The sequence below is a fragment of the Glaciimonas soli genome (assembly GCF_009497155.1).
Lineage (GTDB): Bacteria > Pseudomonadota > Gammaproteobacteria > Burkholderiales > Burkholderiaceae_D > Glaciimonas > Glaciimonas soli.
In genome coordinates, this window is sequence record NZ_WINI01000001.1 from 118,398 (window position 1) to 131,792 (window position 13,395).

Genomic DNA, 13,395 nt, shown 5'->3' on the forward strand with positions numbered 1-13,395 from the left:
TAATTTTTAAAAATCGTGCTATTTTCCATCGCTCAAACTACTAGCATTAGCGAAAAATCGTGAACCTCGAAAATTATTTTCCCGTCTTGTTATTTATATTGATCGGTATTGCGGTTGGTGTTATGCCGCAATTGCTAGGTCGTCTTCTGGGGCCGCATCGGCCTGACGTTCAAAAAACTTCCCCATACGAGTGCGGCTTTGAGGCATTCGAAGATGCGCGTATGAAGTTCGATGTGCGTTATTACCTTGTCGCCATTTTGTTCATTTTGTTCGATCTGGAAACCGCTTTCTTCTTCCCGTGGGGCGTCGCGATGCGCGACCTTGGATGGCAGGGCTTTATTACGATGATGGTGTTTATCGCCGAATTCGTAGTTGGCTTCTGGTACATCTGGAAGCGCGGCGCTTTGGATTGGGAGTAAAAAGATGTCTATTGAAGGTGTGTTGAATGAAGGTTTTGTCACCACTACGGCTGACAAACTCATTAACTGGACGCGTACCGGCTCGCTGTGGCCAATGACCTTTGGTCTGGCTTGCTGCGCGGTTGAAATGATGCATGCAGGTGCGTCGCGTTACGATATGGACCGTTTTGGTGTCATTTTCCGTCCATCGCCGCGTCAGTCTGATGTGATGATAGTAGCAGGGACTTTGTGCAATAAAATGGCTCCGGCGTTACGTAAAGTGTATGACCAGATGCCAGAACCACGTTGGGTTATCTCTATGGGTTCTTGCGCAAATGGTGGTGGTTATTACCATTACTCCTATTCGGTTGTGCGCGGTTGTGATCGCATTGTTCCTGTGGATATTTATGTCCCTGGTTGCCCACCGACCGCTGAAGCACTGTTGTACGGCATTATTCAGCTGCAAAATAAAATCCGTCGCACTAATACGATTGCACGCTAAGAGAGCATAGAGCAAATGACGACGAAACTGGAAACCCTTGAAGCCGCCGTGCGCAATGCGCTTGGCGACTCTATTCAAAGTCTGACTGTTGCCTTTGGCGAAGTGACGATTATTGTAAAAGCCGCTGATTATTTATCGGCAATGCGTACGCTGCGTGATCATGCGGATACGCGTTTTGAAGAATTGATCGATTTGTGCGGGGTCGATTATTCGGCCTATGGCGATGGCGCCTGGGATGGCAAGCGCTTTGCTGCCGTATCCCATTTACTGTCCATCGAGCACAACTGGCGTTTGCGTGTGCGCGTCTTCGCGCCGGATGACGATATGCCAGTGTTGGCATCGTTAATGGACGTGTGGTCGGCGGCCAATTGGTATGAGCGTGAAGCCTTTGACTTCTTTGGCATTTTGTTTGAAGGTCATAACGATTTGCGCCGTATCCTGACTGATTATGGTTTTATCGGTCATCCATTCCGCAAAGATTTCCCAGTATCTGGTTATGTCGAGATGCGTTACGACCCAGAACAACGACGCGTCATTTATCAACCCGTAACGATAGACCCGCGCGAAATTACGCCGCGCGTAATTCGTGAAGAAAATTACGGGATCAAAGGGTAACGTAATGGCAGAAATTAAAAACTACACGCTCAATTTCGGTCCTCAGCATCCTGCCGCGCATGGTGTTTTGCGCTTGGTACTGGAGCTCGATGGTGAAGTAATTCAGCGTGCAGATCCGCATATTGGCTTGTTGCACCGCGCAACTGAAAAATTAGCCGAACAAAAAACCTATTTGCAATCTGTGCCTTATATGGATCGACTCGATTATGTGTCGATGATGTGTAATGAGCACGGCTATGTGATGGCAATTGAGCGTTTGCTCGGCTTGGAAGTGCCACTGCGTGCGCAATATATTCGTGTCATGTTCGACGAAATTACGCGTTTGCTGAACCATTTGATGTGGATCGGCGCACATGCATTGGACGTCGGTGCGATGGCGGTATTGTTGTATGCATTCCGTGAACGCGAAGATTTAATGGATTGCTACGAAGCCGTATCTGGCGCACGTATGCATGCGGCTTACTATCGTCCAGGCGGCGTTTATCGCGATTTGCCTGACACTATGCCGCAGCACAAAGCATCGCTGGTGCGCAATGCGAAAGCGATCAATGCCTTGAATGAAAATCGTCAAGGTTCGTTGCTGGACTTTATCGAAGATTTTACCGTTCGCTTCCCAACTTACGTCGATGAATACGAAACGCTGCTAACCGATAACCGTATCTGGAAGCAGCGTCTGGTCGGCGTTGGTGTGGTGTCTCCTGAGCGTGCGAAAGCGATGGGCTTTTCTGGTCCTATGCTGCGCGGCTCCGGTATCGAATGGGATTTACGCAAGAAACAACCATACGAAGTGTATGATTTGCTCGATTTTGATATTCCTGTCGGCAAAAATGGTGATTGCTACGATCGTTATCTGGTACGCGTAGAAGAAATGCGTCAATCCAACCGCATTATCAAACAATGCGTAGAATGGCTGCGCAATAACGGTGGTCCGGTAATGACGGATAACCATAAAGTTGCACCATCTTCACGTGTGAATATGAAGTCGAATATGGAAGAGTTGATCCATCACTTCAAATTGTTCACTGAGGGTTTCCATGTGCCGCCGGGCGAGGCGTATGCTGCGGTTGAACATCCGAAAGGTGAATTTGGTGTTTACATCGTTTCTGATGGTGCGAATAAGCCTTATCGTTTGAAAATCCGTGCCCCAGGTTTCCCGCATTTGCAGGGACTCAACGAAATGGCAAAAGGTCACATGATTGCTGATGCCGTGACCATCATTGGTACGCAAGATATTGTGTTCGGTGAGATTGATCGTTAATTTAATAATCGATCCTCAGAAGCATCCGGTAAGCATTAAGAATTTTAAAGAATGGCCAACAACATGTTGTTAAGTCAAGACACATACAAAAAAATAGATCGCGAAGTGGCGAAATTCCCGCCCGACCAAAAACAGTCGGCGGTAATGGCTGCGTTGGCGATTGCGCAGGATGAAAAAGGTTGGCTCGCGCCAGAAACGTTGCAGGATGTTGCCGATTACCTCGGAATGCCTGCGATCGCGGTGCAAGAAGTGGCAACTTTTTACAACATGTACAACACGAAACCTGTTGGCAAGCACAAGATCAGCATTTGCACTAATTTGCCTTGCCAACTATCTGGTGGCGAAAGAGCCGCGGCGCATCTAAAGCATAAACTCGGGATCGACTATCGCGAAACTACTGCGGATGGCCAATTCACACTGGTTGAAGGTGAATGTATGGGCGCTTGCGGTGACGCACCAGTATTGTTGGTAGATAACAAGCGCATGTGTAGCTGGATGTCGAATGATAAAATTGACGGCCTGTTGGCGGAACTCAGTGAGGCAGCCCCAAAATGACCAGTCTACATAATCGCCACATCAATCCCCTTATTCTTAAAGACCTCAATGGTGACAATTGGCATTACGCCGATTACGTTAAACGCGGTGGTTATTCTGCGTTAAAACGTATCCTGTCCGAAGGTATTACCCCCGAACAAATTATCGCTGAACTGAAAGCCGGTTCTTTGCGTGGCCGTGGTGGTGCGGGCTTTCCAACCGGTCTGAAGTGGAGCTTCATGCCGCGTCAATTTCCAGGTCAAAAATATTTGGTCTGCAATACGGATGAAGGCGAACCGGGTACTTTCAAAGATCGCGACATTATTCGTTATAACCCGCATGCCTTGATTGAAGGTATGGCAATTGGCGCTTTTGCTATGGGCATTAGCGTTGGTTACAACTACATTCATGGCGAGATTTGGTCAGCCTACGATCGCTTTGAAGAAGCACTGGAAGAAGCGCGTGCTGCGGGCGCATTGGGCGATAAAATTTTCGGCAGCAATTTCAATTTCCAGTTGCATGCGTTCCACGGTTATGGCGCATACATCTGCGGCGAAGAAACTGCGTTGCTAGAGTCGTTGGAAGGTAAAAAAGGGCAGCCGCGCTTTAAACCGCCGTTCCCTGCCAGCTTTGGTTTGTATGGCAAGCCAACCACGATCAATAACACCGAAACTTTCGCCGCTGTTCCTTTCCTGTTGAACATGGGCGGTGAAGCCTATGGCGCATTAGGTAAGCCGAACAATGGTGGTACCAAAATTTTCTCTATCTCTGGCGACGTTGAAAAGCCAGGCAATTATGAAGTGCCATTAGGCACACCATTTGCGACATTGATGGAGCTGGCCGGCGGTATGCGCGGCGGCAAGAAAATCAAAGCAGTGATTCCTGGTGGTTCTTCGGCGCCGGTAATTCGTGGCGAAGTCATGATGGATACCGATCTGGATTACGATGCGATTGCAAAAGCCGGCTCTATGCTCGGTTCAGGCGCCGTCATTGTGATGGACGATACACGTTGCATGGTTAAATCATTGCTGCGCTTGTCCTACTTTTATTTCGAAGAATCTTGTGGTCAATGTACACCTTGCCGTGAAGGTACGGGTTGGTTGTATCGCTTGGTACATCGAATTGAAACAGGTCACGGTCGTCCTGAAGATATGGAACTGCTGGATACGGTTGCGGGTAACATCATGGGACGCACTATTTGTGCGTTGGGTGATGCGGCAGCGATGCCAGTACGAGGCTTCCTGAAAAACTTCCGCGAAGAATTTGAATATCACATCGAGCACAAACACTGCTTGGTACCGGCATACGTTTAAATAGAGCTGTACGTAACTACTGCAAAATAAACCGTAAGCAAAATACTTAGGCAAGAAAAGCAAAAGCCATGGTCGAAATCGAAATAGACGGCAAAAAAGTGGAAGTCCAAGAGGGCAGCATGGTAATGGATGCTGCCAATAAAATTGGTACTTACATTCCTCATTTTTGTTATCACAAAAAACTCTCAATTGCAGCTAACTGCCGCATGTGTCTGGTCGAGGTGGAAAAAGCACCGAAGGCTTTACCGGCATGCGCTACACCAGTCAGCGCCGGTATGATCGTGCGCACTGCTAGCGATAAGGCAGTCACAGCGCAAAAAAGTGTAATGGAATTTTTGTTGATTAATCACCCGCTTGATTGCCCAATCTGCGATCAAGGTGGTGAATGTCAACTACAGGATTTGGCGGTCGGTTACGGTAAATCCTCATCACGTTACGAAGAAGAAAAGCGCGTTGTTAATCCTAAGGATGCAGGCCCGCTGATCTCCATGCAGGAAATGAGTCGTTGCATTCAATGTACACGTTGCGTTCGTTTCGGTCAGGAGATCGCCGGCGTAATGGAATTCGGTATGATCGGCCGTGGTGAGCATTCCGAAATCACCACCTTTGTTGGCAAGACTGTTAATTCCGAATTGTCGGGCAACATGATTGACCTATGTCCAGTCGGTGCGCTGACTTCTAAACCATTCCGCTACAGCGCTCGTACCTGGGAGCTGTCACGCCGAAAATCAGTCAGCCCGCATGACGGTTTAGGCGCTAACTTGATCGTTCAAGTCAAGTCCGGCAAAGTGATGCGTGTACTGCCATTAGAAAATAACGATGTCAACGAATGCTGGTTGTCTGACAAAGACAGATTTGCCTACGAAGGCTTGAATAGTGCAGAGCGTTTGACTAAGCCTATGCTCAAGCAAGATGGCAAATGGCAAGAAGTTGAATGGCAAACTGCGCTGGAATACGTGGCGCACGGATTGCGTAATATCAAACATGAGCATGGTGCTGACGCGATTGCCGCTTTAGGTACGCCGTATTCAACATTAGAAGAACTATCGCTGCTGCAAAAAGTGGTACGCGGCATCGGTTCTGGCAATATCGATTTCCGTACGCGTCAATCTGACTTTACTTTAGACGGCAAAGTCAGTCCTTGGCTCGGTATGTCGATCAACGATTTCGCCGCATTAGATCGCGTTTTCGTGATTGGATCTTTCTTACGCAAAGATCATCCATTGTTGTCTGCACGCCTGCGCTTGAGTGTCAAACGCGGTGCCAAGCTAAGTATTTTGCATGCGACAGACGATGATTTGTTGATGCCTGTTGCAAACAAAATGATCGTCGCACCATCCGCTTGGTTGGCTGCCTTGGGCGAAATCATTGTTGCAGTGGCACAAGCCAAAGGAATCGCCGCTCCTGCTGGTTTCGAGAAAGTTACCGCTACCTCCGCAGCGCAAGCAATTGCGGCAAGCCTGTTGTCAGATGATGCAAAAGGCGTGTTGTTGGGTAACGCAGCAGCTCAGCACCCACAAGCCTCGCAATTGCATATGGCAGCACAATGGATTGCCGAGCATACTGGCGCGAAATTTGGATATATGACCGAAGCGGGTAATACCGTTGGTGGTTATGTGGCAAATGCGCTGCCAAGCGATGGCGGTGCTAACGCACAGCAAATGTTCGCACAAGCACGTAAAGCGTATGTGTTGCTGAACGCAGAACCTGAATTTGATAGTTTTGATCCGCAAACTGCACGCGCTGCGTTGAATCAGGCTGAGATGGTGGTTGCTTTATCAGCCTACAAACACGGTATGGATTACGCCGATGTGTTGCTGCCAATTGCGCCATTTACTGAAACATCTGGCACTTTCGTTAATTGCGAAGGCCGTGTGCAAAGTTTCAACGGTACGGTTAAACCATTAGGTGATGCTCGTCCAGCTTGGAAAGTTTTACGCGTGCTGGGTAACTTGCTAGGTCTGGCGGAGTTTGATTACGACACTTCGGAAGCGATCCGGAACGACGTGCTGAACGCTGGACACGTTGTAGAGCCTGTTTTGCCAACTGTTTTACATACGCGTTTGAACAATATCGCGGATCTGCCATTGCAAGTATCTACTTCAAATGGTGCGGCAAGCGGAATTGAACGCATTGCGGATGTGCCGATTTATTTTGCAGATGCAGTTGTGCGTCGTGCCGCATCTCTGCAAGAAACGACAGATGCTCAAGCGCCACAAGCATGGTTGTCGGCAGCATTGGCAGAGAAATTGGGTATCGCGCATGGCGACAGGGTTCATGTGAAGCAAGGGCAGGGAAGTACAACCTTGTTTGCGGCAATAGATAAAGCGTTGCCGGACAGCGTAGTGCGTGTTGCAGCAGCACATGCATCGACCGTTGCACTTGGTGCGATGTTTGGCGCAATCGCAGTGGAGAAAGCATAATGGACCAACTTATTGCTACCCTCAACGCTGCTGGTTCAGAACATCTGGGTATGATTTGGCCGTTGATCTGGAATTTGCTCAAGATCATTGTGATTGTCGTTCCACTGTTGCTGTGCGTCGCTTACATGACTTACTGGGAACGTAAGCTGATTGGTTGGATGCACATTCGCTTAGGCCCGAATCGTGTTGGTCCTTTTGGTTTGTTGCAACCAATTGCTGATGCATTAAAGCTGCTGCTTAAAGAAGTGACTTTGCCGTCACGTGCCAACAAGTATCTATTCTTTATTGCACCGATCATGACCATCATGCCTGCTTTGGCAGCATGGGCGGTGATTCCGTTTGGTCCAGAAACTGTATTAGCCAATGTTAACGCCGGCTTGCTATTTGTTATGGCCATCACTTCAATGGAAGTGTATGGCGTGATCATCGCGGGTTGGGCATCTAACTCCAAATACGCTTTCCTGGGCGCGATGCGTGCATCGGCACAAATGGTGTCGTACGAAATCGCGATGGGTTTTGCGCTGGTGATTGTCTTGATGGTATCAGGCAGTTTAAATCTGACCGACATCGTCATGGCACAAAGCAAAGGTTACTTCTTCGATAAAGGCTTCGGCTTCTTATCGTGGAACTGGTTATCGCTGTTCCCGGTATTCATCATTTATTTCATTTCTGGTATCGCTGAGACTAATCGTCATCCATTTGACGTTGTTGAAGGCGAATCTGAAATCGTTGCCGGTCACATGATTGAATATTCAGGCATGTCATTTGCCATGTTTTTCTTGGCTGAATACGCCAACATGATCTTGATTTCGGTTTTGGCGACATTAATGTTCCTGGGCGGTTGGGCTTCGCCAGTGCAGTTCCTGGATTTCATTCCTGGCTGGATTTGGTTAGGTGTTAAAACGTTCTTTCTGCTCTCTGTGTTTATCTGGGTACGTGCTTCATTCCCACGTTATCGCTATGACCAGATCATGCGTCTCGGTTGGAAAGTGTTTATCCCATTGACGTTGACCTATTTGGTGATCGTCGCGGCATGGATACAAAGTCCGTGGAATATCTGGAAGTAATAGGAAGGTTGACAGAACATGGTTGCGATCAAAGATTTTTTCGGTAGCTTGATGCTATTGGAGTTGTTAAAAGGGCTGAAGCTGACTGGCCGTTACTTGTTTAAACGCAAAATTACGGTGTTATTTCCAGAGGAAAAAACACCGCAGTCCCCACGTTTTCGTGGTTTGCATGCACTACGTCGTTATCCTAATGGGGAAGAACGTTGCATCGCTTGTAAGTTATGCGAAGCCGTTTGTCCTGCAATGGCGATTACGATCGAATCAGAGCAACGTGAAGATGGCTCACGCCGTACCACACGTTATGACATTGATTTGACGAAATGTATTTTTTGCGGTTTTTGCGAAGAGTCTTGCCCGGTTGATTCCATCGTTGAAACGCATATTTTGGAATATCACGGTGAAAAGCGCGGTGATTTGTACTACACCAAAGAAATGTTACTTGCTGTTGGTGATCGTTACGAGCCTGAAATTGCGGCTGCACGTGCAGCCGATGCGAAATATCGTTAACAGCACCGTTATTTTTTCCTCCTTGCTTGTATGCGTGATGGGATTTTCATTACGCAACAGGTGTGAACATCAAGCTTCACTTTTTAGCTGACTTTTTGGTCGATTATGGATTTCAAGACATTTTTGTTTTATGCGTTTTCGGTGGTGTTGGTGATCGCCGCGTTACGCGTTATCACCGCCCGCAATCCAGTGCATTCCGCGCTGTTTTTGGTGTTGGCTTTCTTTTCTGCCGCCGGCATTTGGATGTTACTCAAAGCCGAATTCCTGGCGATTGTTCTGGTACTGGTCTACGTCGGTGCCGTGATGGTGCTGTTCCTGTTCGTTGTCATGATGCTGGATATTAATCTCGACAAGTTACGAGAGGGGTTTTGGGGATATTTTCCACTGGCCGCTACGGTTGGCGTCATTATCGTGCTGGAAATGTCGGGCGTATTACTGCGCGGCTTCTGGGCACCGGAAAGTGAAGTGCCTGCTGTTTCCTCAAATATCGGCAACACCAAAGAACTGGGGAAACTGATCTATACACAATACGTCTACGCTTTTGAAATTGCTGCGGTGGTCTTGTTGGTGGCGATTGTGGCAGCAGTTGCATTGACTTTACGTCGCCGTAAAGACACTAAGGCAATCTCGCCGTCTGCAGCAGTAAAAGTACAAAGTGGTGATCGTGTTCGTCTGGTGAAAATGGCAGCAGAAGCAAAACCACATGGCTTATCGGCGGCAGCGGCAGCAGTAGTTGCAACACCGACGTCCGCAACACCAGAAGCTAAATAAGAGGAACGCAAATGACTTTATCTCTGTCACATTATTTGGTTCTCGGGGCGATTTTATTTTCGATCGCGATCGTTGGCATATTTTTGAATCGTAAAAACATCATCGTCTTGTTGATGGCGATTGAATTGATGCTGTTAGCCGTCAATATAAATTTCATCGCATTCTCCTATTATTTAGGTGATGCAGCAGGTCAGATTTTTGTCTTCTTCATCATGACGGTGGCGGCTGCTGAAGCGGCAATCGGATTGGCAATCCTGGTGGCGCTGTTCCGTAATCTGGATACCATCAATGTAGAAGATCTGGATAGCCTAAAAGGCTAAATAGCGCGCTTGAGTAAAATTAAGCAGCGAACTACGTATTAGCAACGCATTAAGCAAATAAAAAGATAAGGTTGATCATGGCGGGGCAACTTAACCCACAATTACTTCTAGCTGTTCCATTAGCCCCACTGGCTGGTGCAGCTATTGCAGGTTTGTTTGGCACACGATTTTTTGGCAATCTGATCGGACGCAAGACATCGCATACGGTCACCATCTTGGGTGTGTTGATCGCCTTCATCATTTCGGTGATGACCTTATTGGCTGTTATGGATGGCGCATCTTATAACGGCACGGTATACACGTGGATGACGGTTGGTTCACTCAAACTGGAAGTCGGTTTCTTAATCGATAGTTTGACGGCGATGATGATGTGCGTTGTCACTTTCGTTTCGTTGATGGTGCATATTTACACCATCGGCTATATGAAAGATGACGAAGGCTACAATCGTTTCTTTGCTTACATTTCCTTATTTACCTTCTCGATGTTGATGCTCGTTATGAGCAATAACTTCCTGCAACTTTTCTTTGGTTGGGAAGCGGTCGGATTGGTTTCGTATTTGTTGATTGGTTTCTGGTATACCAAACCAACTGCGATCGTCGCCAATATGAAAGCGTTCTTGGTTAACCGGGTAGGTGACTTCGGCTTTATCCTCGGGATTGGATTATTGCTGGCCTATGCAGGAACAATGAACTACGGCGAAGTTTTCGCACAAAAAACAGCATTGGCACAACTGACGTTGCCAGGTAGTGATTGGGCGTTGTTGACTGTTGCCTGTATCTGCTTGTTCATCGGCGCGATGGGTAAATCAGCGCAATTTCCATTGCATGTCTGGTTGCCTGATTCGATGGAAGGTCCTACACCAATTTCTGCGTTGATCCATGCTGCGACGATGGTGACTGCTGGTATTTTCATGGTGGCACGTATGTCACCATTGTTTGAATTGTCGGACACAGCGCTATCGTTCATCCTGATCATCGGATCGATTACCGCGTTGTTCATGGGCTTCTTGGGCATGATTCAAACGGATATCAAACGCGTGGTAGCTTATTCGACGCTGTCGCAGTTGGGTTATATGACCGTTGCATTGGGCGCGTCCGCTTACTCAGTGGCCGTGTTCCATTTGATGACACATGCATTCTTTAAAGCCTTGTTGTTCCTTGGTGCCGGTTCGGTCATCATCGGGATGCATCATGATCAAGATATGCGCAATATGGGTGGTTTGCGTAAATATATGCCGATTACCTGGATCACTTCGTTGATCGGTTCTTTGGCATTGATAGGTACACCGTTCTTCTCAGGTTTTTATTCAAAAGACAGCATCATTGAAGCAGTCGAAGCGACGCATTTATATGGTTCCGGCTTTGCTAAGTTCGCTGTGCTGGCAGGCGTTTTTGTTACGGCGTTCTATTCATTCCGCATGTATTTCATGGTGTTCCATGGAGAAGAGCGTTTTGGTAAAGCGCATGGCCACGGTAATCATCATGACGACCATCATGAAGAGGAAGGCGCTGATGATCACGCGCATCATGGTTTGGCGCCAGGACAAAAACCACATGAATCGCCATGGGTTGTGACTATCCCATTGATCTTGTTGGCAATTCCATCGGTAGTAATAGGATTCTTTGCGATTGAACCGTTGTTGTTTGGCTCATTCTTCAATGGCGTTATTACTGTTAATGACATACATCCTGCTATGGAAGAATTACGCGCTAATTTCCATGGTCCTGTTGAAATGGTGATACACGGCTTAACTACTGCACCGTTTTGGTTGATGTTGGCGGGGGTAGCAACAGCCTATTATTTCTACATGGTCAATCCACGCGTACCGGCAGCGATCAAACAACGTTTCCATGGCATTTACACGCTGTTGGATAACAAGTATTACCTCGACAAATTTAATGAAGTGGTATTTGCTGGTGGCGCGCGAATGATTGGGCGCGGTCTGTGGAATGTCGGTGATCGTAGTCTGATCGATGGTTTGATTGTCAATGGCAGTGCCAAAGCGGTTAACTGGTTCTCGAAAATCACACGTCTCTGGCAGTCTGGCTATATCTATCACTATGCATTTGTGATGATTCTTGGTGTACTGGGCTTCCTGGTGTATTTCATGCCTTCACCGTTTGCTAAGTGATCTGAGCTCAGCGAAGTTATAAATCGAAGCGAAAATAAATAACAAACATGATGCAGTCAACTTTCCCTCTTTTAAGCCTCGCAATTTGGTGTCCGATTGCGTTCGGTCTTCTCGTTCTGGCATTTGGCCGTGACGACAATCCTAGTTTGACGCGCTGGTTGGCGCTGCTAGGCTCACTGGTCAGTTTTGTGGTGACTTTGCCGTTGGTAATGCATTTCGATAACAGCTTCCACGGCATGCAGTTTGTCGAGAAGATGGCTTGGATCGATCGCTTCAACATCAATTATTATCTCGGGATAGATGGTCTGTCATTGTGGTTCATTCCTTTGACAGCTTTCATTACCGTGATGGTAGTGATCTCGGCATGGGAAGTGATACAAAAGCGCGTGGCTCAATACATGGGAGCATTCCTTATTTTGTCCGGCCTGATGATAGGTGTGTTTTGCGCGCTGGACGGCATGTTGTTCTATGTGTTCTTTGAAGCTACGCTAGTCCCGATGTTTATCATCGTGGGTGTGTGGGGTGGTGCAAATCGTGTTTATGCTGCGATTAAATTCTTTCTATACACATTCTTCGGCTCGCTGTTAATGCTGATTGCTTTGCTGTATCTGTACTTTGTTTCTGGCGGCAGCTTCGATATTCTGACTTGGCATGACCTGCCATTGTCGTTGGAAGCCCAGATCTATATTTTCCTGGCATTCCTGATGGCTTTTGCCGTGAAAGTACCAATGTGGCCTGTCCATACATGGTTGCCGGATGCGCACGTTGAAGCACCTACCGGCGGCTCGGTTGTGTTGGCTGCGATCATGCTGAAACTGGGTGGTTATGGCTTCTTGCGTTTTTCGCTGCCGATCACGCCAGATGCAAGCCATTACCTGTCAGGTTTTATGATCACTCTGTCGCTGATCGCGGTGATTTACATCGGTCTGGTTGCCTTGGTACAGAAAGACATGAAGAAACTGGTGGCTTACTCATCCATCGCACACATGGGTTTTGTCACGCTAGGCTTCTTCGTATTTAACGAAATGGCAGTGCAGGGCGGTATCGTTCAAATGATTTCGCACGGCTTTGTTTCGGGCGCAATGTTCTTGTGTATCGGTGTGATGTATGACCGTTTGCATACACGTGAAATTGATCAATACGGCGGTTTGGTCAACGTGATGCCGCGCTTCGCAGCATTGTTTGTTCTGTTCTCGCTGGCTAACAGCGGCTTGCCGGGTACCTCAGGCTTCGTCGGTGAGTTCATGGTGATTTTGGGTGCGGTACAACATAATTTCTGGATCGGTCTGTTGGCAGCAACAGCTTTGATCCTCGGCGCTGCGTATTCGTTGTGGTTGGTCAAGCGTGTGGTATTTGGTGTGATCACCAATTCGCATGTAAAAGATATGCTTGACCTCAATAAACGCGAATTCTTCATGCTCGGATTGTTAGCGATTGCGGTAATTGCGATGGGCTTTTATCCAGCACCATTCACCGATGCGATGCAAGTGTCGGTGGCTGATTTGCTCAAGCATGTCGCCATTTCAAAGCTAAACTAATAAGAAGCGGCAAATAA

At 47.6% G+C, this 13,395-nt stretch carries 13 protein-coding genes; all 13 read left to right on the forward strand.

The genetic code is table 11. The features are described from left to right. The first annotated feature begins 59 nt into the window (after window positions 1-59). The 13 genes from GEV47_RS00545 (at window position 60) to GEV47_RS00605 (ending at window position 13,378) form a co-directional block, all read left to right on the forward strand. Entirely contained in the window at window positions 60-419 is a 360-nt protein-coding gene (locus GEV47_RS00545; protein WP_322741513.1) for an NADH-quinone oxidoreductase subunit A, read from the forward strand. A gap of 4 nt (window positions 420-423) precedes the next feature. Continuing rightward, the gene (locus GEV47_RS00550; protein WP_014005578.1) at window positions 424-900 is read left to right on the forward strand and encodes a NuoB/complex I 20 kDa subunit family protein; all 477 of its coding nucleotides are present in this window, start codon (window positions 424-426) and stop codon (window positions 898-900) included. A gap of 15 nt (window positions 901-915) precedes the next feature. Then, window positions 916-1,515: an NADH-quinone oxidoreductase subunit C gene (locus GEV47_RS00555; protein WP_153232781.1), complete on the forward strand. Its 600-nt coding sequence runs from the start codon at window positions 916-918 to the stop codon at window positions 1,513-1,515. A 4-nt stretch (window positions 1,516-1,519) separates the two neighbouring features. Beyond that, the gene (locus GEV47_RS00560; RefSeq protein ID WP_153232782.1) at window positions 1,520-2,773 is read left to right on the forward strand and encodes an NADH-quinone oxidoreductase subunit D; all 1,254 of its coding nucleotides are present in this window, start codon (window positions 1,520-1,522) and stop codon (window positions 2,771-2,773) included. 51 nt (window positions 2,774-2,824) lie between these two features. After that, a complete protein-coding gene (gene nuoE / locus GEV47_RS00565) occupies window positions 2,825-3,328 on the forward strand; it encodes an NADH-quinone oxidoreductase subunit NuoE (RefSeq protein WP_194270541.1) in 504 nt (167 codons plus the stop codon). After that, window positions 3,325-4,620: an NADH-quinone oxidoreductase subunit NuoF gene (nuoF, locus tag GEV47_RS00570; RefSeq protein ID WP_153232784.1), complete on the forward strand. Its 1,296-nt coding sequence runs from the start codon at window positions 3,325-3,327 to the stop codon at window positions 4,618-4,620. The genes nuoE and nuoF overlap by 4 nt, the downstream gene beginning before the upstream one ends. A gap of 68 nt (window positions 4,621-4,688) precedes the next feature. Beyond that, entirely contained in the window at window positions 4,689-7,043 is a 2,355-nt protein-coding gene (gene nuoG / locus GEV47_RS00575; RefSeq protein WP_153232785.1) for an NADH-quinone oxidoreductase subunit NuoG, read from the forward strand. Further along, window positions 7,043-8,110: an NADH-quinone oxidoreductase subunit NuoH gene (gene nuoH / locus GEV47_RS00580; protein WP_153232786.1), complete on the forward strand. Its 1,068-nt coding sequence runs from the start codon at window positions 7,043-7,045 to the stop codon at window positions 8,108-8,110. Before nuoG ends, nuoH begins: the two co-directional genes overlap by 1 nt. 18 nt (window positions 8,111-8,128) lie before the next feature. Further along, complete coding sequence (gene nuoI, locus GEV47_RS00585; RefSeq protein ID WP_153232787.1) at window positions 8,129-8,617, forward strand: NADH-quinone oxidoreductase subunit NuoI; 489 nt, start codon at window positions 8,129-8,131, stop codon at window positions 8,615-8,617. A 105-nt stretch (window positions 8,618-8,722) separates the two neighbouring features. Continuing rightward, window positions 8,723-9,388: an NADH-quinone oxidoreductase subunit J gene (locus GEV47_RS00590; RefSeq protein ID WP_153232788.1), complete on the forward strand. Its 666-nt coding sequence runs from the start codon at window positions 8,723-8,725 to the stop codon at window positions 9,386-9,388. A gap of 11 nt (window positions 9,389-9,399) precedes the next feature. Then, on the forward strand, window positions 9,400-9,708 hold the full coding sequence (gene nuoK / locus GEV47_RS00595) for an NADH-quinone oxidoreductase subunit NuoK (RefSeq protein ID WP_153232789.1): 309 nt from the start codon (window positions 9,400-9,402) through the stop codon (window positions 9,706-9,708). A 77-nt stretch (window positions 9,709-9,785) separates the two neighbouring features. After that, window positions 9,786-11,840 (forward strand): NADH-quinone oxidoreductase subunit L, encoded by a 2,055-nt coding sequence (gene nuoL, locus GEV47_RS00600; protein ID WP_153232790.1) that lies wholly within the window; start codon window positions 9,786-9,788, stop codon window positions 11,838-11,840. 47 nt (window positions 11,841-11,887) lie between these two features. Further along, on the forward strand, window positions 11,888-13,378 hold the full coding sequence (locus GEV47_RS00605; RefSeq protein ID WP_153232791.1) for an NADH-quinone oxidoreductase subunit M: 1,491 nt from the start codon (window positions 11,888-11,890) through the stop codon (window positions 13,376-13,378). Window positions 13,379-13,395 lie beyond the last annotated feature (17 nt).